This is a genomic window from Christiangramia fulva, from assembly GCF_003024155.1.
In the GTDB taxonomy this organism is placed as follows: domain Bacteria; phylum Bacteroidota; class Bacteroidia; order Flavobacteriales; family Flavobacteriaceae; genus Christiangramia; species Christiangramia fulva.
In genome coordinates this window covers 3,358,649-3,381,594 of sequence record NZ_CP028136.1, presented here as the reverse complement: position 1 = coordinate 3,381,594, position 22,946 = coordinate 3,358,649, and the positions used below count along the sequence as shown (strand labels likewise).

The window sequence follows — 22,946 nt, the reverse complement described above, 5'->3', positions numbered from 1 at the left end:
AATGTCCGAAACCAATCGTATAGAATATAAGCGTGAACTTTCCGAAGGACTGGAGAAAGAAGTTGTGGCTTTTTTGAATTACAGAGAAGGTGGCATAATTTATATAGGCATAGATAAAGAAGGTAGGACAGTTGGCGTTCAGGATGCCGATAGCAACCAGTTAAAAATAAAAGACCGGTTAAAAAACAACATTCGTCCTTCAGCCCTCGGACTGTTTGATATTGTAAGCGAAGAAAGGGATGGGAAAGAAATTTTAAAGATTATTGTAGCCAGCGGTTCTGAGAAACCATACCATCTCAAAAAATACGGGATGAGTGAAAAAGGCTGTTTTATACGCCTGGGTTCTGCTGCAGAACCGATGTCGCAGAAACAAATTGAGGAACTTTTTGCCTCTCGTACCCGGAATTCCATAGGGAAAATAAAAGCCCATCGCCAGGATCTAAACTTTGAGCAGCTTCATATTTATTACCAGGAAAAACAAAAACCCCTTAATAAACAGTTCAGGAAGAATTTAGAGCTTACAACCATCGAGGGTGATTTGAATTACGCCGCTTATTTGCTGGCCGATGAAAATAACCTTTCCGTAAAGGTCGCAAAATATAAGGGTGACACGCGAGTAGATTTAATGGAAAGCAACGAATACGGTTATTGTTCCCTTGTGAAAGCTACTAAGAGTGTACTGGATAAAATAAGCCTGGAAAACCGCACCATCACACAAATAACTCAGAAAGAACGAAAGGAACATCGTCTATGGAATGCCATTGCACTTAGGGAAGCAATTATAAATGCCTTTGTCCATAATGACTATACCCGCGAAATAGCACCAAAATTTGAGATCTTTAATGATCGCATCGAAATAACTTCCGCAGGTTCTTTACCTGATGGCTTAAGTAAAAATGAGTTTTTCGAAGGCTTTTCAATTCCCCGGAACAAGGAGCTGATGCGTATTTATAAAGATCTGGACCTGGTAGAGCAATTAGGTTCGGGAATTCCCAGAATACTGGAATCGTACAGCAAAGAATGTTTCCGTTTTTCTGATAATTTCCTCCGGATGATATTTCCTGCGGCAGATGATGTTTATAGGGAGACCCCGCAAGTCTCCCCCCAAGTTACCCCGCAAGTCACCCCCCAAGTACAAGAACTTTTAAACGTCATTAACGGCGAAGTCAGTAGAACCGAATTGCAAAACTCCTTAGGGCTTTCGGATAGGAAAAACTTTAGAATTAATTATTTAAACCCCGCCTTAGAAGAGGGTTTTGTAGAATTAACAATACCGGACAAACCCAAAAGCAGTAAACAGAAGTATAGGTTAACTGAGAAGGGAAGAAAAGCCAGACAGGAATGAAATTTACCGAAGCACAACTGGAAAGCGTTTTTGCCAACCAGCTGGAACAAGAAGATTATAAGCATAAATTAGGAGGCACTATCTCACGAAAGGAAGATGAAGTGCTCATTGAAAGTGATCTTCGGGAATTTCTATTGACAAGGTACCGGAAAAACGGGATTACTAAAAATGAAATAGATTCCATTATTCTTAGACTTAAAACTCTTCCGGCATCAGACCTCTATGAAAGCAACAAAGAATTTATGCAAATGCTTTCTGATGGTTTTTCGCTAAAGCGGGAAGACCGTTCTCAAAAAGATATCTGGATCTATTTAATTGATTATTCAGAAGACAACCAAAATACTTATAAGTTCGTTAATCAGCTGGAAATTACCGGAACCCAAAAACGTATTCCTGACGGGATTCTTTATATTAATGGAATTCCGGTAGTTGTTTTCGAATTCAAAACGGCGATTCAGGAAAATACCACCATTTATGACGCCTATATTCAATTAACAGTGCGTTACCAAAGGGACATACCTGAACTTTTTAAATACAATGCATTTTGTGTAATTAGTGATGGTGTAAATACCAAAGCAGGTTCATTTTTTGCGCCTTATGAATTCTTTTATGCCTGGCGCAGGATCGCAGGATTGGCAAAGGAAGTTGATGGTATCGATAGTATGTTCACCCTTATCCAGGGAATGTTGCATCAAAACAGGCTGCGGGACATCATTAAAAACTTTATTTATTTACCGGACAGTTCCAAGAAAGACGAAAAGATCGTGTGCCGCTATCCCCAGTATTATGCGGCCAGGGCTCTATTTGAAAATATTCAGAAAGTCCAAAAACCTAACGGAAACGGAAAAGGAGGCACCTATTTTGGAGCAACTGGTTCCGGTAAAAGTTTTACAATGCTTTTCCTAACCCGGCTTTTAATGAGAAGTGATCATTTTGAAAGTCCTACTATTATTTTGATTACTGATCGAACCGATTTGGATGATCAGCTTACAGGCCAATTTACCAATGCCAAAGCCTTTATTGGGGATGATGCTATCGTCAGTGCAGAAAGCCGTGCAGACTTACGCAAACGGATTAGAGGAAGGGAAAGTGGAGGCGTGTTCCTTACCACTATACATAAGTTTACAGAAGATACCGAGTTACTTACGAATAGAAGCAATGTTATTTGTATATCTGATGAAGCTCACCGGAGCCAGACCAATCTTGACCAGAAAATAAAAATCACAGAAAAAGGGGTACAGAAAACTTTTGGCTTTGCTAAGTACCTTCACGATTCTTTGCCTAATGCTACTTTTGTAGGTTTTACCGGGACGCCAATCGATGCTACTTTAGATGTATTTGGGAAGGTGGTAGATGAATATACAATGACAGAATCTGTAATAGATGAAATTACAGTACGTATTGTATATGAAGGTAGGGCAGCGAAAGTGGCCCTTGAGAACAGGGAATTAAAGAAAATTGAGGAATATTACCGGGTAGCTGAGGAAGAAGGTGCGAATGAGTACCAGGTAGAAGAGAGTAAAAAACAGTCGGCTAACATTAATGCCATTTTGAGTGATCCGGATCGTTTACAGGCCATAGCAGAAGATTTTGTCAATCATTATGAAAAAAGACTAGAGGAAGGTGCTACCGTAAAAGGAAAAGCAATTTTTGTTTGTAGCAGTCGTGAAATAGCTTACGAGCTTTATAAGAACATCATCGAATTAAGACCGGAATGGGCAAAGATTAGAAAGGCAGAAGAAGGTGCCGATTTAACTGAAAAAGACTGGAAGCAACTCAAGCCTATTGAGCGGATAAAGATGATCATGACAAGGGGAAAAGACGATCCAAAAGAAATGTATGATCTTTTAGGAACAAAAGAGTACCGGAAAGAGCTGGACCGTCAATTTAAAAATGAGAAATCGAATTTTAAAATTGCCATTGTCGTCGATATGTGGCTCACAGGCTTTGATGTGCCGTTTCTGGATAGTATCTATATCGATAAGCCCATCCAGCAACATAACCTTATCCAGACGATTTCCCGGGTAAACCGGAAATTCCAGGGCAAAAACAAAGGACTGGTAGTAGATTATATTGGTATTAAGAAACAAATGAACTTAGCTCTTGCCAAATACAATAAGGGTGAGCGTCAGAATTTCGAAGATATTGAAAAGTCCCTGAAGATAGTTAGGGACCACCTGGATTTACTGGCCAGGATTTTTCACAAATTCGATAGTACCGATTATTTCCATGGAGATCCTTTAAGCCAGCTAAACAACCTGAACCAGGCCGTTGAATACGTGCAGCAAACTAAGGAGCTGGAAACACGCTTTATGGATTTGGTGAAACGCCTGAAAGCCGCCTATGATATTTGTGCTGGAAGTGAGAAATTAACCCAACAAGAACGGGATTATACTCATTTTTATTTAGCTGTAAAGTCTATAGTCTTTAAGCTCACCAGGGGAAATGCACCGGATACCGCCCAGATGAATGCCAAAGTAAGGGAAATGATTAAAAATGCTTTGGCAAGTGAAGGCGTGGAGGAAATCTTTAAAATGGGTGATCAAACCAATAGTCAGCAGGATATATTTGATGAGGATTATCTGGCAAAAATCGATAAGATCAAATTGCCCAATACTAAAATCAAACTTTTACAGCACTTACTGGCCAGGGCTATTGGAGAGATTAAAAAAGTGAACAAGGTAAAAGGAGTAGATTTTTCTAAAAAGATGGAAGGCCTCGTCTCACGATACAATGAGAGAAAAGGTGATGTGTTACGCGGAGAGGTCTACGAAGAGATGGCAGAGCAGCTCACAGACCTAATCTGGCAGGTACAAAAAGAGTTTTCGGCCGGGGAAAAGTTGGGAATTGATTTTGAAGAAAAAGCTTTCTATGATATTTTAAGAGAGCTCTGTGTAAAGTATGATTTTCAATATCCCGAAAATAAGCTCATCGAGCTTTCAAAAGCTATAAAAGATTTAGTGGACGAACAGGCGAAATTCCCGGACTGGAGCAAAAGAAACGACATTAAATCTGCCTTAAAAGTGGGGCTAATTTTATTACTCGATGAACACGGTTATCCACCGGTAGAGCGAGATGAAGTTTATGAAGAAATATTTGAACAAGCGGAGAATTTTAAGAAGAATAGAACGGTGTAAATGAGTTACTATGCTTTATAGCATTCCTTTAAATGATGACTCCTTTTAGACAATTATCCTAATAGCCTTAAAATAATAGCTCCAATTACATGTAATTCACCCTTCCTTTAAAAAGCTCTTTCACTCTAATTAATGGGTGTAATTCATTGTTATAGGCTATGTTTGCACCCTGATTTTTTATTTTGTGTGATTATTTCAAGAATCTAACGTTTCGCATTTCTTCACTGCTTTACTTTTAGGAATTTTTTAAAGCTACATCTCTAAGGGATATATATAAGAACTTTTTACGATAGGGAAGAGGATGTATTTCATAGCTATCAGGTTTCAGGCATGCTGAGCTATTCCAGGGAAGTAATGGGCAGTGATTCAAGATTGGATCTTAATTACTAAAATTTTGAATCTTATTAACGATGGAAAATTAATGGTTACTTTCTAGAGTTAATTTCCGGAATAAATATAAAATTCCGTTTCAATTGATATCAAACGGAGATTTTCTATATGGCTCTTATTTATTTATTAAAAAAAATGAGATTCTGTACTTATTCTGTACTAGATGAAAAAACAAAAGGCTCTCGATTTCTCGAAAGCCTTGATTTTACTTGTAGCGAGACCGAGATTTGAACTCGGGACCTCCGGGTTATGAAAAATCAAAAGAGTGTTATAAAAACAGTGTAATTAACACAAAATCAATTAATTGAATCAAATTTAATTTTACTTACATTCATTAAATATCAAGCAAAATGGCCAAATGTTGTACCTATGTTGTACCCAAATTTTGGTAAATTTAGAGAGGATAATTTATAAAAAATATATGTCTTCTATAAGTGCTACTCTCCGTAAAAAATCGAACAAATCAGGTGAATTTCCAATCGCAATTCGAATTACCCGGAATAGGCGCACGACCTACTTATATACTGGTCAATATATTGAAAAGTTGTACTGGGATGAAAGGAGGTCTCGTGTAAAAAAATCTCATCCAAATGCATTGAGGTTAAACCATCTCATTTTAAGCAAATTACATGAAGCAAATGAAAAGCTTCTTGAGAATGAATCAATTAAAAGAAAATTATCGGTAGGAAAGCTTAAGGAGGCTATCAGGAGGGAAAATAATAGTGACTTTAAAAGCATGGCAGCTATTTATTTAAATAATATAAAATCCAGGAAAAAGATAAATCAATATAAAACCGAGAAGAACAGAGTAGAGCAATTTTTAAATTTTGCCGGGAACGGAATTGAATTTCATGAGATCGATGTTCCATTGCTAAAGAGTTTTGCTTCTTATCTTCAATTCAAAAAGCATAGGGCAAAAAGAACTGTGGTCAATTTTATGATCTGTATTAGAGCTATATATAATCTAGCATTATCAGCGAATAAGGCGGATCGAAATGATTATCCATTCGGAAAGGGGAAATATCAAATCAAAATTCCTGAAGCTAAAAAAATAGGACTAACAGTTGAGGAACTTAGAAAATTAGAGAATGCCACAGGTTTAAATGAGGCTAATCGGCATACACTTAACGTTTGGTTGCTGAGCTTTTATTTTGCTGGGGTTCGTATTACTGACATTATCCAGTTGAAATGGACTGATTTAAAAGATGGAAGGCTGTATTACCGTATGAAGAAGAATGACAAATTAGTCTCCCTTCAAATTCCAATCAAAGCACAGGAGATTCTGGAATCCTATAAAAAGGTTAGAAGCGAAGAAAGTGAACTTGTTTTTCCTGAATTAAGAGGAGTTGATCTTACAGATGACATTCTTGTTAGGATTAGAATTAAAACCATCACCCGAAATTTCAACCGGCAATTGGGCCGAATAGCTAAACAACTAGAAATTGATAAAAAGCTGACTATGCATATTGCGCGGCACAGCTTTGGAAATATTTCAGGAGATAAAATTCCTATCCAGATGCTTCAAAAATTGTATCGCCATTCTTCTGTTACAACGACTATGATGTACCAATCAAATTTTATGACCCAGGAAACGGATAAGGCTTTAAATAGTGTTTTGAACTTCTAAATTATTAAACCAGAATTATGAAGAGGAGCAACTAAAGGCGTCAAAATTTCATTTTTTTTATGCTAGGGAAATAATATTACACCAACCTCCTAATCTTTGAAAACAAACAATGAGGAGGATTCCAACCAGATAAATAAAATTAAATTCATCTTTTTTGTCCTTCAATCTACGCTTCTTTTACAATTTTTAAATTTTATTTGAAAAAGAATTAACATCAATTCTCGAAAATTCCTTTTTCTTATAATAAAAAGGTATGGTTAAGTCAAGATTGTTTTTGAAAATTTTTTTGTCCGCATCGTCAATTCTTTTTTTTAGCTGTAATACCCTAAGTGGACGCGAAAGTGACTCAAGGGCAACCGGATGGAAAATTAATGATGAAGATGGAGGTTTTCAATATAATAATGAAAATTATGATCCGTTGGAAACGCCGCCAGGAATGGTTTATATTGAGGGAGGCACCTTTACTATGGGAAGGGTGCAAGATGATCCTCTTCACGAATGGAATAATGGCCCTACACAACAAACCGTTCGATCTTTTTATATGGATGAAACGGAGGTAACAAACCGGATGTATCTAGAATATCTTGATTGGTTAAAAAAAGTTTTCCCCCCTGAAAATCCTCGATATAAAAATATTTATAAAAGTGCGTTACCTGACACTTTAGTCTGGAGAAATAGGCTTGGCTATGCTGAGCATCTTGTAAATAATTATTTAAGACATCCAGCATATTCCGATTATCCTGTTGTAGGTGTTAGTTGGATTCAGGCAGTAGAATTTAGTCGATGGAGGACTGATAGATTGAACGAATTGATGCTGGACAGGAAAGGTTATCTAGAACATAAACAGCGAATGGATTATGCCAAAGGATTCAGTTTTGATACTGATACTTATATTAATGCACCTTCTAAAGCGATTAAAAGCCTGCAGGGTGAAGAAGTTGATTATGCTACGTTAACCGATGGTGTATTATACCCTCAGTACCGGCTACCCACAGAAGCAGAATGGGAATATGCAGCAAAGAGTCTCGTTGGAATTAGGGAATACAATTCATTTAAGGGAAGAAAAATGTATCCCTGGAATGGCAGGACTACAGATAACCTTTTCACTGGGAACGGACCTAGCCATTTGGCCAATTTTAAACAAGGTGATGGTGATTATGGCGGTATTGCCGGCTGGAATGAAGATGAAGCAGCAATTACAGCTCCGGTGAAATCATTTTCTCCAAATGCCTTTGGTCTTTATAATATGGCTGGAAATGTTGCCGAATGGGTAGCAGATGTCTATAGGCCAACCATCATGGATAACTACAATGATTTTAATTACTTTAGGGGAAATGTATATAAAAAGAAAGTTCAGAAAAATGGCTCCTATGAAATAGTTAGTAATGAGCAAATACCCTATGATACATTAATTACAGGAGAAATCTTTGCTATGCAGCTTCCGGGTGAAATTTTAAAAAAGAATGTAGATTCTTCCGATACCTATATGCGCATTAATTATTCTCGTGCTGATAATAGGAATTACTTAAGCGGTGATAAAAGATCCACTCGATTTTATCAGGATTTCCAAAAAATAAACAGTCCTTCAAAGAGGATGTATGATTCGCCTTTATATGATAAGCAAATTAAAAGCACTCGAAATGTGCTAGACAGAACTACTTTAATCAATAATGAAGTAAGGGTTGTAAAAGGGGGAAGTTGGAAAGACAGAGCTTATTGGTTAGATCCTTCTCAACGACGGTTTTACCATCAGGATTTAGGTGCAGATTATATAGGTTTTAGAAATGCAATGAGCTACTTAGGTCCAAAAAAGAACCTTAAAACTGTGTCCAATTAGCTTAAGATAGAAATAATAAAGCAGTTCCAACAAAGGAGGAAAGAAATATTATGATTACTCCTGTTACGGCCAGGAATTTTAGAGATTGCAATTTTTTATTTAAGAACGAATAATTTATTAGTAATAAAAGAAATAGAAAAAATATTCCTAATATTCCGAAAATTGCAATTCGTCTTGTAAAGTTGAGGTAAAAAGATTCGTATAGTTCCTTCAGATTTGGATCTAATCCAATGTAAAAATATCTTGAGGAAATTAGAACAATTAGAGCGATGAATATAAGCCAGAGGCGATTAAAAAATTTAATCATGCTTTAAGAATAATTAAACAACGTAACTGTCACATCTTCTGAATTTCTCTCAAAATTTCGTTTTAATAAAGCTTTCAAAGTCATGTGTTTTTCTTTCTATATCTCATATTCAACATTTCAATGGCCAATGAAAAAAATACGGCAAAATAGATATATCCCTTAGGGACATGGTAGTGAGCACCTTCAACGATTAGCATAACTCCTATTAAAATTAGAAATGACAACGCTAATATTTGAATGGTAGGATGTTGGTTTACAAATTCTCCGACTGGTTTGGCAAATATCATCATTACAATAATTGCTATTATAACTGCGATAATCATCAATATAAGTTTATCTGTGAGCCCCACGGCTGTAAGTATGGAATCAAAGGAAAAAACAATATCTAAAAGAACAATTTGAATAATCGCTGAAGAAAAGGACAGAGAAGAACCTATCTTAGTAGAATTTTCCTGATCTTTTGCTTCCACCTTATGATGAATTTCTAAAGTACTTTTAATCAATAAAAATATTCCACCTGATATTAAAATTATATCTCGCCAACTCAGTTCAAAATTTATAAGAGTTAATACTGGTTTAGTCAAACCGATAATCCACGTGATACTTAAAAGAAGTAAAATTCTCATTACAAGAGCAATCGATAAGCCTCCCAAACGCGCTTTCTTCTGATTTTCTTTGGGGACTTTTCCAGCAACAAGGGAAATAAAAATTATATTGTCGATACCTAGAACTATTTCAAGAAATGTGAGTGTGAGTAAAGCGATCCAAGTATCAGGTTGTAGAAATATTTCCATAGAAAGTTCTATAAAGATTTATAAATTAATTGTTCAAGAAAAGGGCAGAGGACCAAACTAAAACACAAGATATGAATATTCCTATAGTATTAGCTAAAAAGGCTTTTTGTCTGTGTATTCCAAATAAATAGGAAGCAATTGTGCCCGCATATACCCCAGTACCAGGAATAGGAAGCATTACGAAAAAAATCAGGCCAATAAAACCATATTTTTTAATTCCTTTTCCAGCCCCTTTTTTTGCTCGCTTGGCAACAAAAATTGCAGACCTTTTATAAGGTCGCCACTTGAATAATGGTTTATTTATCTTATCTAAAAAAAACATCATTAGAGGAAAAACAAGGGCATTGGCGATGAAACATGAAATCAAGGTGAAAATTGGATCAATGCCACGTAATAAAGCCATAGGAATACCAACTTTGGCCTCTCCTAGAGGAGATAGGCTCCATAAGATAGCTATAAAGGCTTCCTCTAAAAGGATGTCGTTTCTCATGCTAATATTATTTTAGAGGAATTCCATAACCTCATTATAATTAATTTATTATCCAATGAAGATTAGTAGCTCTTACCTGTTTTAATTCTTCCTGGATTAAAACTGCGTCATCAAGAATGTTCATTAGTGCAATGGAGGCGTCATTGATATTAAGGTCTCTGGATTGTTCTTTTGCTATATCAAAGGCTGCAATTTTATGAGAAATAGCATAGAAAAAAAAGTTAAATATATGAATGTTTTTTAATGAGCTATTCTCCTTTCTACATTTATGATGAGCTTCTTGAAGTAAACATTCTAGAATAGAGTTAGAATAAGATGCAACGTCCGAACCCAAGGATTGGATTAAATCTTGAATTTCATTTTGATGGTCTTTAGAATTCTCCCGTACTTCTTCAATAATAGAACGCAAATTTTGGTTGGTAACCTGTTTCAACAAAGAAGGTACAGATTCTTGCATCCCTTTTTCTAATGTATTCAAATAATTAAGCTGAAATATTAAAACTTCTTTTAATTGATTCATGCCAGCGTTTTACATGATCAAGAAAATATCGTTCCAAAACTTCCTATTTTTTTGTTTTTATTAAAATTTTACCTGAGGCCCCGGCATAGTCCTTGTGACCTCTTTCATAAAAAAAGAATAGTGAGATTAAAGGCGATTTCAAAACCTCAGAACAAGAAATATAAAATTCTTGCTGAAGAGGAAATAAAATTTTTAGGTATTCCTATAACCTCGATCAACAAGGAGTTTGTTGTTTCCGATCGAGGAAACGGTCAATATGAAATAAAAAACGCCAAATCTATTTCTAAAAAGAAAAGATCAAAGATCCGCAAGTGGTTAAAGGATCATAAAAAATTTATAGAAGATTAATTTTAGTAAAATGAAGTACTATTTATTTATTATTTTTTCCCTTTTTTTGGGGTTTGCTAATTCACAAGAGATTAATTACACCGAACAGGATCCATTACCTCGAGAACCTGAATCTTTATCTTTGACGTCTTTTCCTGATGATATTTATTTTATTGCCAAAAAAGATTTTCATTTAAAAAGTACCCCTAATAATTTCGGAAGAAAATTAGAGATGATTCTGAAAGGAACAAAGATAAAACCCCTTGATTCCATAGGGGCTTTTTATTTATTATGTCAAAAAGGGAATTGTGGATACGCACATAAAAATTTCCTTCAATATTCTGAAAAAGTTGTTAGAAATAAAAACAAGAAATAGAAGTGACTGAAAATGATTTCATCGATTTGGATCCGGAGGTACAATTGCTTTCTGCTGGCAAGTGGAAAGATATAATACTTTACCAAAGAATCTAAATTAATTCCTTACAGTCAATTAATAAGGTAATTTTATTTTAATTTTGGAATAAACTAATTACCTTTTGCAAACACTCACATTTACCTAATATTTTAGTTTAAATTTGAATTAGGTGTGGTGTTTGGTTTTTAAGATTCCCGCAATTTAGGCGGGAATCTTTTATATGAAGAAGTTTTAGATTTTACTTTGTCGCTTTCCTTGCGATGGTTGCGAATTGAACATAGAACATATCTATTGCAGTCGAAAAGAGGAATATATTATAAATATAAGGCATTAAAGATTTAGTCTTATTAATTCCTTTATGATACTGGATTTCATAACCCGCATCTTCGAATAATTTTTTTATAGATTTAGAGGTGAAAAAACGTAGATGAGTAAAATCCATAACTCCAGCACGTTCATACTTCCAATTTTTTTTAAAGAGATATTGTTGAAAGACTTTATGGTATCGTACATTAGGGATAGAACTAATTATCTTCCCATCTTTAGTCAATTTTGATCTGATATTTTTTAAAACTTCATTAGGGTTTGCTAAATGCTCTAGAACATCATTAAAAAATATTGTATCAAAATAATTATCAGGAAGTTTTTTCATACTATTTTCAATGGTATCATTAATTACATAATCTAATTTCTGAGCTGCGATACTGGCCTCTGATTCCATAAATTCAATTCCCCAAACTTCAATGCTAAATTTTTTCTTTAATTCCTCAGCCATTCTGGCTTCACCACAGCCTACATCTAAAATTTTGCTCGCATTTTTTGGAAGTAACGCCTGCATTTCCGGCCGGCTTTTGTTGTAATATTTACCTGATTTATTTTCATATTCCATAATAAAAGTGGGACTTGGAGAGATGTTTTCTTCCTGAAAGATTAATATAAAAGAGGAAAGTTCCGCTGTTACCTGCAACCTTCCTCTTTAAAATAATCAATGTCTTTAAATATAAAAAAATCTATATATCTATACAAAGCTTTTGTTAAAATTCGGTTTAGCCTTTTTACTATAGAATGAAAAAGAATGACAAATTAGTATCATTACAGATTCCATCAAAAGCACATGAAATCCTTGAAAGTTATAAAAGAATTAAATGTAAAGAAACTTTACTCGTTTTTTCTGAATTAATAGGAATTGATCTTACAGATGACTTTCTTGTTAGGATTAGAATTAAAACCATCACCGAAATTTCAACCGGCAATTATGCCGGATAGCTAAACAACTAGAAATTGATAAAAAGCTGACTATGCAAATTGCGCGGTACAGCTTTGGAAATATTTCAGGAGATAAAATTCCTATCCAGATGTTACAGAAATTATATAGGCATTCTTCTGTTACAACGACTATGATGTACCAATCTAATTTTATGAATCAAGAGACGGATAAGGCATTGAATCATGTTTTGGATTTTTAATTTTTTTCATTTTACATGGGAGCAACAGCTTGAATTAAGACGGAAATTTTAAGATTGACTATTTTACTTAATCAGTTATATTCTTTAAATCCATGTTCCTTAAAAGGGATTAAATCACCGTTTTTTACTTTAAGTAAAATCCTTACCCCGCTTAAACACATACAAGCATTGCAGTCTTGTGCAGTTCCTTTATTGTCTACTTTTACATCAAATACTTCAATATTTTCTGTAATAAAATAATCTCTTACTTTATTTGCTAATTCAAGTTTATCATTGGAATAACCCCATGGATCACTGCAATAGGTTTGATTATATAAAACAGAAATATATTCATTTGATCCTTCATCGTCCTTTGAACAACTAAAATTAAGAAGTATCAGTCCGAAAAAAATAAATAAAAAGATTTTTTTCATGATTATTTTTTTAAAGTAGATGCTATTTCTTATAAATAGTTGCTTTAAATATCCTTTTATTAAGGAAAGCCATTTATTTGGATTCTTTAGGTCTATGGAAGAACTAAAATTATAGTTGGTTGCGTTAATTTATTGAATTGGGATTCTTCTTATAAAATGCACTTCGACATGCGGTTAACTATAAGTGCCGCGGAGTTATGAAAGCGCCATTGCGGTTTTCCCTGGTACTCACCGTGATTTTAATAAATAACTAATTCGTAAAAAGAAACTATTTGTTCTTAGCTCACTTTCATCTGTTTTATAGAGATGCGAAATAGATTTTTGATAATTATAACCTACATTTAAAATCCATTTCTCCATTAAAGCATAATTAATTGAAACTCCTAAATAAGCTTCTAAAAAATAGTTATTACTAATTTTCTTTATATCATTTTTTAATTTAAAGTTATTCTCGAATCCTCCTTCCAAAGCAGGTTTAAATTTTCCTTTTAAAAATAGGTATTCAATTGATAATGGAATAGTTAAAAACCTTTGTTCTATAGTTGTCTCAGGGAAAATTCCTATAAAGTCACAGGTAGCGCAGTTATATCTTCCTGAGAAATCTTTATTTGAATATGAAATTCCTGATGATAGGTCTAATTTTTCTTTAAGAGAATATTTAGCTCGTAATCCAATACTATAATTTTTTTGATCAAATTTGACAGAATATCCATTTATACTTTCATCTGTCCTAATATACTTTTGTCCATAATTATTTCGCGGAATGGACAAATTTTCGATCGATGTCTCAATTCCAAGCCTCCATTTTTGAGCATTTTGACCAAAGGCTATAGTTTGAATTAAAATTAATGCTATTATCAAAAAATTTTTCATAATAATGGTGGTAACGTCATCATTTTATGACACATGCCATGGAGTAGGGAAGCTGATTTGTCGTCTCAACGCTTTGGCCTATTATAAAAATTAAATTAGTTCTTTTTTCTAAACCCGCAATTGCTATGATTGGGAATAGTCTTTTAGTTATTAAGCCAACTATGGAAACTTATATTATCCCAGCCATAGATGGAAATTGTAACACCTGAATTTTCCTCAATATTCTCTGATGTAAAATTTTCAAGTAAGCCTTTTATATTTTTATATTCGTCATAATCTGAGTATTTAAAAAATTTTGATGGATGATTAACCCAGTGCCCACTAGAACTATCTGGGTAAGGAATTCTACCTTCACCTTGAAATTCAAACTCCGTAAAATTTTCATTCTGTTTCAGAATATTTAAAAATTCTTCATAAACCTCGGTATTATCGGTATTTGTACCACATACATAAGCAAAAGAATTTTCGGGATATCGGAAAGTGTTATTGTATAAAGTATGTGTAAAGCTGTTTTCAACAGGCTGAATAAAAATCTTCTCCTGGCCAACTTCTATAGAATATTTATCAGTTTCATTTCCATTTATGAAGATTACTTCATGTATGTTCTCGGGTAAATCTATATATGATCTTGCAGGACCTATTGATGTCAAACAGTTGCCCGGAGCATAGATTTCCTGGAACCTTATAATCAGTTCATCGTTATCTATGGTTTGTTCTGTGATGATGCTGTAATTGCTACAGGGGTAGTTCTTTAATGTTGTGAGTAATAGTTTTAGTGAAGGAATTTCTGAGAGGTTCCAGTTATTATATACCTCTACGGGCATAAAATTAATGTCAGTATCTACCACGCTAATCTCCTCATTTGTACTACAACTCACTGCAGCCAAAAAAGTCAGGATGATATATATTCTTTTCACTATGATCATTTTTAATTAAGATGTAAAAAAATACAAATGGTTGCGTTAAGAGCAGGTAATTTTTTCAAAACCATGTTATTGGTTTCTCCCAGGCTAAGTAAAAAAGCTCTTCTCTTTTAAATTCAGTTTGCATAGTCGATTTTTTAAGTGAACGAATTATTAAAAAAGTAAGGGTGAAAACAGGAAGTTTATTTGTGGTCCTAAATGAGAAAGAGGTGTCCCGTATCGGGTACAACCTATAAGATTACTTGTCCTGTATTGGGACACCGGTGTCCCAATAAGGGACTACATACCATTAATAAATAAACATTTAAACAATTAAATGAAAAAATAATTATTATTTCGATAGGTTCAAAGTATATTTTCCCAATTAACCTTCCGGCTATTCATTTTTACGGACTCTCAATTGAAAAGGTATTTTTAGGAATAATGATTCAAAAAATGCTTTTCAAAAATTAACAATTAAGAGTCATCCATAGAGGAATCGGATTTATTAAATTTTGTACTTTTAGAAAGTGACTTTTCAAAAAAAAGGTTACTCAAACAGGCTCGAAATTTAAGAAGTCTTCGACTTAAAAATTTCGGCCCGTTTTCACCATGACATGGTAAAAGAAGCTTGAAGGTTTAAGTTCCTTCGGAATAAACCTCAAGCCTCTTTCGGTTGATTTGATTTTCGTGTTTTAAAATCAATCGCCATGAAGAAAAAAAACGATTCCCAGCTTAATCTTTTCAAGCTTAAAATTCCTTTTGAAGAAACTGAAAGTCCACCCAAAGATCCTGAGGATTCAGGAGATAATTTATCGTCTGAATTCAGTAATTCAAGATGTGTGTCTGTGGACACAATCTTGATTGCTCCCGATGGTCGCAATGAAAAAAAGAGGTTTAGGGGGAAAGGTGATCTCGTTAAATTTCGATGCTCATCTTTTGAAAAGAAATTACTGCTGATCAAAGCTAAAAAGAGCGGATTAACCCTTAGCGAATATTGCAGAAGAAGTGCTTTCGGATTAGAAATAACCGAAAGGCTTTCTGATGATCAAATTGCTATCTATAAAACCCTGCTGCAATTCCATAACAACTTCAAGTGGATAGGAAATATGTTCCGTAAGAAAGATCCTCGTCTTTCAGGTGCGGTTTATAAACTGGCGGAAGATATCAAGTCTCACCTTCAAAAAATTGTATGATGATTGGAAAAGGAAAATCCATTAGCCACACCCGGGCCTCCATGACCTATGGATGGAACCAGGAAAAAGAAGCTCAGGTAGTTTTTAAACAGGAACTCATTGGGGAAACCCCTAAAGAAATAACAAAAGAGTTTCAAGCCATACAGGATCTAAATGAAAACTGTCAGAAAAATACTCTCTCCTTTGTCTTGAGTCCTACTATCGAAGATGGTCAAAAACTTAGTAACAAACAACTAAAGGAAATCTGTAAATCTTTTGTGGAGAAGATGAACCTGGGAGATCGTCAGTCCATAGCCTTTATTCACAAAGATAAGGAGCATAAGCATATTCATTTATATGTAAACCGAATCAATTACCAGGGGCAGGCCTATAACGATAGTTTTATTGGAAAGCGTAGTCAGCAGATGGCTGAAAAGGTTGCACAGGAACATAAACTGGAGACAGTAAAAGAGGTACAAATGGAGAAGCTAATTAATTTGAAAGATATCCGCGCAGAGATCAAAAGAAGACATGATATTGCTTTAAAAAATTTTCGACCTAACACCTTCGAAAGATACCAAGAGGCTATGCGCTACAATGGTGTTAAAGTGATCCCTTGTATCAATAAAGCAGAGAAGCTGCAAGGATTTCGTTTTGAATTTGATAAATACAATTTAAAAGGAAGTGAAATTCACAGGAGCATGAGCATGGGCAACATTGCAAAGCAACTGGATAAAAACCAGCAACGGTATGAAGAGATCGGAAAACAATTGGCGGCAAAAATGATTGGGAAGGGATTGGATGCTGCTGGGAATCTCCCACTCAAAATAGCCAAAGAGGTTGTCAAAAAAACAATATCAAAAGGGATGGATTTAGGAATGTAAAATCATAAAAAAATGGCAAAAGTAGAAGAACTAATGACACTGATGATCGAAGAGATCAACCGGTATGAACAGTTGGTAAAAAAAATGGAAAAGCTACAGCAACAAAAAATAGAAATTGATGTATCCAAATTAGAAGCATTCCTAAAAACTCATGAAGATCAAATGGAGCAAAACAGAAAAAATCTGGAAAAGTTTCATCGAAAAATGGAGAATTTAATGGAGGATGCAAAGATATATCCGAAATGGGCGGTGATAGTTTTCATAATTTCAATAATAATAAATTGTGCTCTTGTGTCATACCTTCTTATATTCTGATTTCAGGCACAAACTTCCCTAGGGCTAGGAAACAAAAAAGGTCAAAATTAGCTATTTAATTTTTTCAGTTATGAATTGTAATCAATTAAAGGTATATGAGATAATTTTATAAGAAATAGGTTCATTTTTTAAAATGTTGTACCTATGTTGTACCTGGGAAAGAAAAAAGGGATTTCGAAAAATCGAAACCCCTTATTTTACAAGTAGCGAGACCGAGATTTGAACTCGGGACCTCCGGGTTATGAATCCGACGCTCTAACCAACTGAGCTACCTCGCCATTTCGCTGTAAACCTGCATGAGCGCTGCCATAAAAACATTCTTACGCTCATTTTGTCAACGAGGGTGCAAATATAAAAACTATTTATTTTGGCGCAAACTTTATTTTCTGAATTATTTATTTTGATTTCTTTTAATCTTTCCAATTAATATCTATATTGCCCGAAACTAATTAATCAGAAATGGAAGAAAAGATCAAATACGAAATGGAATTTCCTATCCAGGCTTCTCCTTCATTATTATTCCAGTATATTTCAACTCCCTCAGGTTTAAGCGAATGGTATGCCGATAATGTGAACTCACGGGGTGAGTTTTTTACTTTTATTTGGGAAGGTAGTGAAGAGAAGGCTAAACTCGTTAGCAAAAAGAACGATGAGCGCATTAAATTCAAGTGGGTAGACGATGAGGATACCCCTTATTTTTTTGAAATGCGCATTCAGGTTGACGATATTACCAAGGATGTTTCACTTATGATCACCGATTTTGCCGAAGAAGATGAAATAGATGAAGGAAAGATGCTTTGGGAAAATATGATATCAGACCTTAAATCTATTTTAGGTTCAGTTTAAAAACAATTTTATAAATAGTACCTTTGACCCCGCTAAAAACGGGGTTTTTTTATGATCAATCTGGAAGGAAAAATAGTCGACGAAAAGGAAGCTAAATTATCGGTTTTTAATCGTGGTTTTGCTTACGGTGATTCGGTTTTTGAGACCATACGCGTCATCAACGGTAAAATTATGTTCTGGGAAGACCATTATTTCCGGCTAATGGCTTCCATGCGTATCATGAGAATGGAGATCCCCGCTCAGTTTTCTCCCGAATTTTTGGAAAAAGAGATCCTGGAAATTATTGAAACGAACCAACTTTCTCAGCAGGCTGCCAGGGTTCGTTTTGCTGTTTATCGCCTTCAGGGAGGATATTATACTCCCGCTACCAGGGAAATTGGTTATGTGATAAGCACTGAAAAAATGGAAAGCTCCTTTTATTTGCTGAAAGAAGATTTTTATGAAATCGAACTTTTCAAAGATCATTACGTTACCAGTGGCTTGCTTTCTACCATCAAATCGAACAATCGCGCGGTAAATGTCCTTGGAAGTATTTTTGCCCGTGAGAATTCTTATGATAATTGTTTGCTGATCAACGAAAAGAAAAATGTAGTGGAAGCCCTTAACGGAAATATATTTCTGGTAAAAGGAAATGAGATCAAAACGCCACCGCTTACCGACGGGGCTTTAAACGGAATAATTCGGAAACAGCTGATCAATATTCTGAAAAAAATGGAAGATTATAACTTTCAGGAAACTTCAATATCACCCTTTGAGCTACAAAAAGCCGACGAAATTTTCATTACTAATGTGGCCATGGGAATTCAGCCCGTAAGCAAGTACCGCAAAAAAGAATATTCCTATAAGGTAGCTAAGGAATTGATTGGTAAACTGAATGTACAGGCGAGATTAGCCTAATTGTAAGTTGGATTTTCGGGAGAATTAGACCACAACATATACTCACCTCCCAGCTCGAGCATCTTGTCTTTCCAATAGGAATTATAGGGTTTTTCAAGAAGTTCTGTGTGATCTTCATTAACGGTGACCACCCACGAATGACTGTTTAGTTCTTCATCTAACTGGTTAGCATCCCATCCGGAATATCCCAGGAAGAATTTTATTTGTTTATCATCGATAAGGCCTTTAGAGATAAGGTCCATCACCACTTCAAAATTTCCTCCCCAGTAGATCCCATTGGCGATCTCAATGCTGTCGGGAATCAGGTCTGGAATTTTATGAATGAAATAAAGATTATCCTGCTCTACGGGCCCGCCGTTATATACTTTAAAATCCCCGTCTATATCGGGAATGAGGTCTTTAAGTGTAAAATCGAGGATTTTATTCAGGATAAAACCTACCGAGCCGGTATCGGAATGATCGGCAAGTAACACCACAGAGCGGTTAAAAGAAACATCACCTATAATAGAGGGTTCTGCAACTAGAAGATGGCCTTTGGTCGGTTTTATTGCGATCATAATAGCAGTCTTTATGTCTAAACTAAATATTTCCTGCAAATAAAGCAATACTATTACTAAAATTTTAAATAAAAAAAGCCTTCTGTTAGGAAGGCTTTAAGAATTTACTAATACAAATTATTAGTTCACAGCTTTTTGTAAATCTGCTCCGGCTTTAAATTTCACTACGTTTTTAGCAGCAATTTTAATGGTTTTTCCGGTTTGTGGGTTTCTTCCTTCACGAGCAGCTCTTTTGGATACTGACCATGATCCAAATCCTACTAGTGATACTCGGTCTCCTTTCTTAAGAGATTTTTCTACGTTTTCAAGGAAAGACTCTAATGCTTTTTTCGCTGCTGCTTTAGAAATTCCAGCGTTTTCAGCCATTGCATCGATTAAATCTGTTTTGTTCATAATTTGAATTTTAAAATTAATTGTTGGTTAAACATTCTGTTAAACTGGTATACAAATTTATACGGAATTCTTTGCCACGCAAGTAATAGCAAGGCAAAAGCCTCTATTTGTTAATAACTTGGCGGATTTGTTAATAAAGATAATTGTTTTTTATTAAAATGCAACAAAATCAGTGTTAATAAGGCTTTAGCGCATTTTAGCTTCGGGGGCGAAATCAAAACCATTTAAGAGGTCTTTTGTCTTCATTCTTTTCTTCCCGGGAAGCTGAATTTCTTTGATCAATATAAAGCCATGGTCCACGGCAACTTTTAATTTATCACCCTGCACACATATAGTACCGTTCGGCAAATGATGTTCCTGGTATATCTTCTCTCCATCATAGATCTTTACCCTGAATTCGTCATTTGGAGAATTTTCAAGATATGACCAGGCAACGGGATATGGACTTAAACCCCGAATTAGATTATGTATATTTTCAATTGAATCATTCCAGTCTATTTTAGTGTTTTCCGAAGAAAGTTTTGGAGCCGGCCTCAGATTTTTAGATGGAAGTTGCGGGGTTGGTTTCACTTTGTCTTTGGCAATCAGGTTAAGTGTTTTCACCACCAGGTCGGCACCGGTTTCCATTAACCTGTCATGCAATTCGCCAACATTTTCATTTTCTGAAATTTTCAGTTCTTTTTGGAGAATTATAGATCCGGTATCAATTTTTTCATCCAGAAAAAAGCTTGAAACGCCTGTTTTTTGTTCTCCATTAATAATTGCCCAATTAATGGGCGCCGCACCGCGGTACTGAGGCAGGAGGGAAGCATGTAAATTAAAGGTCCCATATTTGGGGAATTTCCACACTTTCTCGGGAAGCATCCTAAAAGCCACCACCACCTGTACATTTGGATTTAACTCTTTTAACTGATCTTGAAATTGCTCCGATTTCAGATTTGAGGGTTGTAATACTTTTAAGTTTTTCGATTCGGCGTAACGTTTAACGTCGCTCTGCTGAAGCTTTCGGCCTCTTCCGGCAGGCCTGTCTGGAGCGGTCACAACTCCCACCACATTAAATCCTTCCTTTAAAATGGCTTCAAGGCTTTTAACGGCAAATTCGGGCGTGCCCATAAAAACGATCCTCAGATCTCTCATTTCTTAACTAATTGGTATTTATTATCTACAGTTGTTTTCAAAACTCCCTTTTCTACCAGCAAACTTAGGACTTTTATTACAGAAGCTTCGGCATAAGGCAATTCGTTTACCAGTTCTCTTGAAGTTTTGTGACCTGTTTGAAGGATTTTTTCAATACCCATATAAATTTCGTTCATCTCTTTTTTTGTCAGCTCTTTTCTTTCTGAAACACAAACCGAACATTTTCCGCAAGGGCGAATAGAAGTTTCCCCGAAATATTCCAGTAATTGCTGTTGCCGGCATTTGGTATCGTTCGCAACATATTTTAATACCGCCTCGATCTTTTCTTTTTTTGACTGGTTATATTGCTGAATAAAAGGAATAACCGGATTTATAGTAGCGCTATCTTCACGGGGAACGAGAAATGTAATACTGGCATCATGCCTGGCAAAATTGAAATCGATCACTTCCTTTTCGGCCAGTTCCTCCAGAATACCAATCGCTCGCTCTTCTGAAATTCCCGATTTTTCTGAAACTGACGCCAGGCTGAATGGGATGAGATTTTCAAAAATCCCACCGTAATTTCTCAAAATCGTTCTTAATAAGGAAGCATATTTTGGGTTTTCATCCAGAAAAAGATCCAGATGTGCTCCGCTTAAGAGCACCTGTATCTCTGTTTTCTTTCTATAGTTTTGGGTAAAACGCAAAATGCTGCAACGATCCAGCAGCTGAATGGCATTATAGGTTTTATTGGAGTTGAACTGGTACTGATGGCAGAAATCGGCGAAATTAAAATCATGCTCGGTGTTTTCACCTTCGCCATAAGCAATGACAAAGTATGAATTTAACTTTCTGTAAACCAGTTTCAGGTCTTCTACTGAAGCAAGATTATGTAAAAACTGATTTTTTAAAACAGGAATATCGGCATCATTGGTGAGAATTACAGCACTTGCAAGTTTACCATCCCTTCCCGCACGTCCGGCTTCCTGGAAATAACTTTCAAGACTTTCCGGAAGATCGATGTGGATCACGGTTCGAACATCGGGCTTGTCAATTCCCATTCCGAAAGCAGTGGTAGCAACAATGACGCTGGTTTTATTGGTCATCCATTTTTCGAAAATAGCCGATTTCTCATTTTTTTTCATACCGCCGTGATAAGGTGCAGCGGTAATATTATTTTTTGTGAGGAACTCAGAAATTTCCTGCGTGGCTTTTCGGCTTCTTACATAAATAATGGCCGAATCTCCCTTCAGGATCTGTCTTAACCGGTAAGATTTATCTTCAGTCCTAATTACCTCATACTTAAGATTAGATCTTTCATAAGATTTTTTATGAATCGCAGCATCCTTCAGTTTTAGTTGGTTACAAATGTCCTTAACAACCTCTTTTGTGGCAGTTGCCGTAAAAGCGGCTACGGGACTTTCGGGTAAAAGTTCGCGTAATTCCGCAATATTCCGGTAGGCAGGCCTGAAGTCATGGCCCCATTGGGAAATACAATGCGCTTCATCTACAGCGATAAGATTTACCTGCATCTGCTTTATTCGTTCCCGAACAATTTCCTGCTGAAGCCTTTCCGGAGAAAGATAAAGGAATTTATAATTTCCGTAGATGCAGTTATCGAGCATGCGATCAAGGTCATCAAACGAAATACCGCCGGTAATGGCCATAGCTTTGATATTCTTTTGCGCCAGCGCGTTTACCTGATCTTCCATAAGAGAGACCAGTGGAGAAATTACCAGGCAAATACCATCCTGGATCAAGCTGGGAATTTGAAAACACAAAGATTTACCGCCACCGGTGGGAAATAGGGTTAAAGTATCTTTCTGCGAAAGTATAGATTCTATTACCTCGCCCTGCTGCGACCTGAATTCCTGAAAACCCCAGTATTTTTCGAGTATTTTTAAAGCTTCCTGTTGCAAA

The 22,946-nt window shown here is 35.5% G+C and carries 22 protein-coding genes and 1 tRNA gene; 11 read left to right on the top strand and 12 right to left on the bottom strand.

The window, feature by feature from the left end:
* Nucleotide 1: 1 nt before the first annotated feature.
* From C7S20_RS15105 to C7S20_RS15090, 4 genes are all read left to right on the top strand, one after another.
* Entirely contained in the window at nucleotides 2-1,345 is a 1,344-nt protein-coding gene (locus tag C7S20_RS15105; RefSeq protein ID WP_107013256.1) for a Fic family protein, read from the top strand.
* Nucleotides 1,342-4,482: a type I restriction endonuclease subunit R gene (locus C7S20_RS15100; RefSeq protein WP_107013255.1), complete on the top strand. Its 3,141-nt coding sequence runs from the start codon at nucleotides 1,342-1,344 to the stop codon at nucleotides 4,480-4,482. The genes C7S20_RS15105 and C7S20_RS15100 overlap by 4 nt, the downstream gene beginning before the upstream one ends.
* Before the next feature lie 811 nt (nucleotides 4,483-5,293).
* A complete protein-coding gene (locus C7S20_RS15095; protein WP_107013254.1) occupies nucleotides 5,294-6,499 on the top strand; it encodes a site-specific integrase in 1,206 nt (401 codons plus the stop codon).
* Between the two features lie 253 nt (nucleotides 6,500-6,752).
* A complete protein-coding gene (locus tag C7S20_RS15090) occupies nucleotides 6,753-8,336 on the top strand; it encodes an SUMF1/EgtB/PvdO family nonheme iron enzyme (protein ID WP_107013253.1) in 1,584 nt (527 codons plus the stop codon).
* Nucleotides 8,337-8,723: 387 nt separating this feature from the next.
* Here C7S20_RS15090 and C7S20_RS15080 read toward each other — a convergent pair whose 3' ends face one another.
* From C7S20_RS15080 to C7S20_RS15070, 3 genes are read right to left on the bottom strand one after another with little or no spacing between them, the layout of a single operon-like run.
* Complete coding sequence (locus C7S20_RS15080; RefSeq protein WP_107013251.1) at nucleotides 8,724-9,437, bottom strand: TerC family protein; 714 nt, start codon at nucleotides 9,435-9,437, stop codon at nucleotides 8,724-8,726.
* Between the two features lie 25 nt (nucleotides 9,438-9,462).
* Complete coding sequence (locus tag C7S20_RS15075) at nucleotides 9,463-9,927, bottom strand: COG2426 family protein (protein ID WP_107013250.1); 465 nt, start codon at nucleotides 9,925-9,927, stop codon at nucleotides 9,463-9,465.
* A gap of 40 nt (nucleotides 9,928-9,967) precedes the next feature.
* Nucleotides 9,968-10,447 carry a DUF892 family protein gene (locus C7S20_RS15070; RefSeq protein ID WP_107013249.1) on the bottom strand — a complete coding sequence of 160 codons (480 nt, stop codon included), beginning with the start codon at nucleotides 10,445-10,447 and terminating at the stop codon, nucleotides 9,968-9,970.
* 120 nt (nucleotides 10,448-10,567) lie between these two features.
* On the opposite strand from C7S20_RS15070, the gene C7S20_RS19580 reads away from it, so the two are divergent.
* Entirely contained in the window at nucleotides 10,568-10,795 is a 228-nt protein-coding gene (locus C7S20_RS19580) for a hypothetical protein (protein WP_159039949.1), read from the top strand.
* A 10-nt stretch (nucleotides 10,796-10,805) separates the two neighbouring features.
* Nucleotides 10,806-11,150, top strand: coding sequence for a hypothetical protein (locus tag C7S20_RS15060; RefSeq protein ID WP_107013247.1), 345 nt, complete (start codon nucleotides 10,806-10,808; stop codon nucleotides 11,148-11,150).
* A 277-nt stretch (nucleotides 11,151-11,427) separates the two neighbouring features.
* Here the strand turns inward: C7S20_RS15060 and C7S20_RS15055 are convergent, their stop codons facing one another.
* The 4 genes from C7S20_RS15055 to C7S20_RS15030 form a co-directional block, all read right to left on the bottom strand.
* Entirely contained in the window at nucleotides 11,428-12,156 is a 729-nt protein-coding gene (locus tag C7S20_RS15055) for a class I SAM-dependent methyltransferase (RefSeq protein WP_227009022.1), read from the bottom strand.
* Nucleotides 12,157-12,726: 570 nt separating this feature from the next.
* The gene (locus C7S20_RS15040; RefSeq protein WP_107013244.1) at nucleotides 12,727-13,068 is read right to left on the bottom strand and encodes a hypothetical protein; all 342 of its coding nucleotides are present in this window, start codon (nucleotides 13,066-13,068) and stop codon (nucleotides 12,727-12,729) included.
* A gap of 228 nt (nucleotides 13,069-13,296) precedes the next feature.
* On the bottom strand, nucleotides 13,297-13,941 hold the full coding sequence (locus C7S20_RS15035; protein ID WP_107013243.1) for an outer membrane beta-barrel protein: 645 nt from the start codon (nucleotides 13,939-13,941) through the stop codon (nucleotides 13,297-13,299).
* A 143-nt stretch (nucleotides 13,942-14,084) separates the two neighbouring features.
* A complete protein-coding gene (locus C7S20_RS15030) occupies nucleotides 14,085-14,867 on the bottom strand; it encodes a hypothetical protein (protein WP_107013242.1) in 783 nt (260 codons plus the stop codon).
* A gap of 686 nt (nucleotides 14,868-15,553) precedes the next feature.
* On the opposite strand from C7S20_RS15030, the gene mbpA reads away from it, so the two are divergent.
* Genes mbpA through C7S20_RS15015 form a run of 3 tightly spaced genes read left to right on the top strand, consistent with a single transcriptional unit; the run spans nucleotide 15,554 to nucleotide 17,217 of the window.
* Nucleotides 15,554-16,039: a mobilization protein MbpA gene (gene mbpA, locus C7S20_RS15025; protein WP_227009021.1), complete on the top strand. Its 486-nt coding sequence runs from the start codon at nucleotides 15,554-15,556 to the stop codon at nucleotides 16,037-16,039.
* Nucleotides 16,036-16,902: a relaxase/mobilization nuclease domain-containing protein gene (locus C7S20_RS15020; protein ID WP_227009020.1), complete on the top strand. Its 867-nt coding sequence runs from the start codon at nucleotides 16,036-16,038 to the stop codon at nucleotides 16,900-16,902. Before mbpA ends, C7S20_RS15020 begins: the two co-directional genes overlap by 4 nt.
* Before the next feature lie 12 nt (nucleotides 16,903-16,914).
* A complete protein-coding gene (locus tag C7S20_RS15015; protein WP_107013240.1) occupies nucleotides 16,915-17,217 on the top strand; it encodes a DUF6730 family protein in 303 nt (100 codons plus the stop codon).
* Between the two features lie 204 nt (nucleotides 17,218-17,421).
* On the opposite strand, the gene C7S20_RS15010 is transcribed toward C7S20_RS15015, so the two are convergent.
* Nucleotides 17,422-17,495: transfer RNA gene (locus C7S20_RS15010), tRNA-Met, on the bottom strand.
* A gap of 181 nt (nucleotides 17,496-17,676) precedes the next feature.
* On the opposite strand from C7S20_RS15010, the gene C7S20_RS15005 reads away from it, so the two are divergent.
* Nucleotides 17,677-18,063, top strand: coding sequence for an START-like domain-containing protein (locus C7S20_RS15005; protein WP_107013239.1), 387 nt, complete (start codon nucleotides 17,677-17,679; stop codon nucleotides 18,061-18,063).
* Between the two features lie 51 nt (nucleotides 18,064-18,114).
* The gene (locus C7S20_RS15000; RefSeq protein WP_107013238.1) at nucleotides 18,115-18,960 is read left to right on the top strand and encodes an aminotransferase class IV; all 846 of its coding nucleotides are present in this window, start codon (nucleotides 18,115-18,117) and stop codon (nucleotides 18,958-18,960) included.
* On the opposite strand, the gene C7S20_RS14995 is transcribed toward C7S20_RS15000, so the two are convergent.
* The 4 genes from C7S20_RS14995 to C7S20_RS14980 all read right to left on the bottom strand — a co-directional run bounded on the left by C7S20_RS14995 (nucleotide 18,957) and on the right by C7S20_RS14980 (nucleotide 22,945).
* Nucleotides 18,957-19,517 (bottom strand): YqgE/AlgH family protein, encoded by a 561-nt coding sequence (locus C7S20_RS14995; RefSeq protein ID WP_107013237.1) that lies wholly within the window; start codon nucleotides 19,515-19,517, stop codon nucleotides 18,957-18,959. The genes C7S20_RS15000 and C7S20_RS14995 overlap by 4 nt on opposite strands.
* A 120-nt stretch (nucleotides 19,518-19,637) precedes the next feature.
* Nucleotides 19,638-19,910, bottom strand: coding sequence for an HU family DNA-binding protein (locus C7S20_RS14990; RefSeq protein WP_006990442.1), 273 nt, complete (start codon nucleotides 19,908-19,910; stop codon nucleotides 19,638-19,640).
* A 186-nt stretch (nucleotides 19,911-20,096) separates the two neighbouring features.
* The gene (fmt, locus tag C7S20_RS14985; protein ID WP_107013236.1) at nucleotides 20,097-21,047 is read right to left on the bottom strand and encodes a methionyl-tRNA formyltransferase; all 951 of its coding nucleotides are present in this window, start codon (nucleotides 21,045-21,047) and stop codon (nucleotides 20,097-20,099) included.
* Nucleotides 21,044-22,945 carry a RecQ family ATP-dependent DNA helicase gene (locus C7S20_RS14980; protein ID WP_107013235.1) on the bottom strand — a complete coding sequence of 634 codons (1,902 nt, stop codon included), beginning with the start codon at nucleotides 22,943-22,945 and terminating at the stop codon, nucleotides 21,044-21,046. Before C7S20_RS14980 ends, fmt begins: the two co-directional genes overlap by 4 nt.
* Nucleotide 22,946 lies beyond the last annotated feature (1 nt).

Bases quoted from the DNA above. Each gene is read 5' to 3' on its own strand.
- C7S20_RS15030 (WP_107013242.1), bottom strand. From the start codon at position 14,867: ATGATCATAGTGAAAAGAATATATATCATCCTGACTTTTTTGGCTGCA.
- C7S20_RS14995 (WP_107013237.1), bottom strand. From the start codon at position 19,517: ATGATCGCAATAAAACCGACCAAAGGCCATCTTCTAGTTGCAGAACCC.
- C7S20_RS15020 (WP_227009020.1), top strand. From the start codon at position 16,036: ATGATGATTGGAAAAGGAAAATCCATTAGCCACACCCGGGCCTCCATG.
- C7S20_RS15080 (WP_107013251.1), bottom strand. From the start codon at position 9,437: ATGGAAATATTTCTACAACCTGATACTTGGATCGCTTTACTCACACTC.
- C7S20_RS15015 (WP_107013240.1), top strand. From the start codon at position 16,915: ATGGCAAAAGTAGAAGAACTAATGACACTGATGATCGAAGAGATCAAC.
- C7S20_RS15090 (WP_107013253.1), top strand. From the start codon at position 6,753: ATGGTTAAGTCAAGATTGTTTTTGAAAATTTTTTTGTCCGCATCGTCA.
- C7S20_RS15075 (WP_107013250.1), bottom strand. From the start codon at position 9,927: ATGAGAAACGACATCCTTTTAGAGGAAGCCTTTATAGCTATCTTATGG.
- C7S20_RS15000 (WP_107013238.1), top strand. From the start codon at position 18,115: ATGATCAATCTGGAAGGAAAAATAGTCGACGAAAAGGAAGCTAAATTA.
- C7S20_RS15035 (WP_107013243.1), bottom strand. From the start codon at position 13,941: ATGAAAAATTTTTTGATAATAGCATTAATTTTAATTCAAACTATAGCC.
- C7S20_RS15005 (WP_107013239.1), top strand. From the start codon at position 17,677: ATGGAAGAAAAGATCAAATACGAAATGGAATTTCCTATCCAGGCTTCT.
- C7S20_RS15100 (WP_107013255.1), top strand. From the start codon at position 1,342: ATGAAATTTACCGAAGCACAACTGGAAAGCGTTTTTGCCAACCAGCTG.
- C7S20_RS14990 (WP_006990442.1), bottom strand. From the start codon at position 19,910: ATGAACAAAACAGATTTAATCGATGCAATGGCTGAAAACGCTGGAATT.
- mbpA (WP_227009021.1), top strand. From the start codon at position 15,554: ATGAAGAAAAAAAACGATTCCCAGCTTAATCTTTTCAAGCTTAAAATT.
- C7S20_RS15070 (WP_107013249.1), bottom strand. From the start codon at position 10,447: ATGAATCAATTAAAAGAAGTTTTAATATTTCAGCTTAATTATTTGAAT.
- C7S20_RS15040 (WP_107013244.1), bottom strand. From the start codon at position 13,068: ATGAAAAAAATCTTTTTATTTATTTTTTTCGGACTGATACTTCTTAAT.
- C7S20_RS15095 (WP_107013254.1), top strand. From the start codon at position 5,294: ATGTCTTCTATAAGTGCTACTCTCCGTAAAAAATCGAACAAATCAGGT.
- C7S20_RS15060 (WP_107013247.1), top strand. From the start codon at position 10,806: ATGAAGTACTATTTATTTATTATTTTTTCCCTTTTTTTGGGGTTTGCT.
- fmt (WP_107013236.1), bottom strand. From the start codon at position 21,047: ATGAGAGATCTGAGGATCGTTTTTATGGGCACGCCCGAATTTGCCGTT.
- C7S20_RS15105 (WP_107013256.1), top strand. From the start codon at position 2: ATGTCCGAAACCAATCGTATAGAATATAAGCGTGAACTTTCCGAAGGA.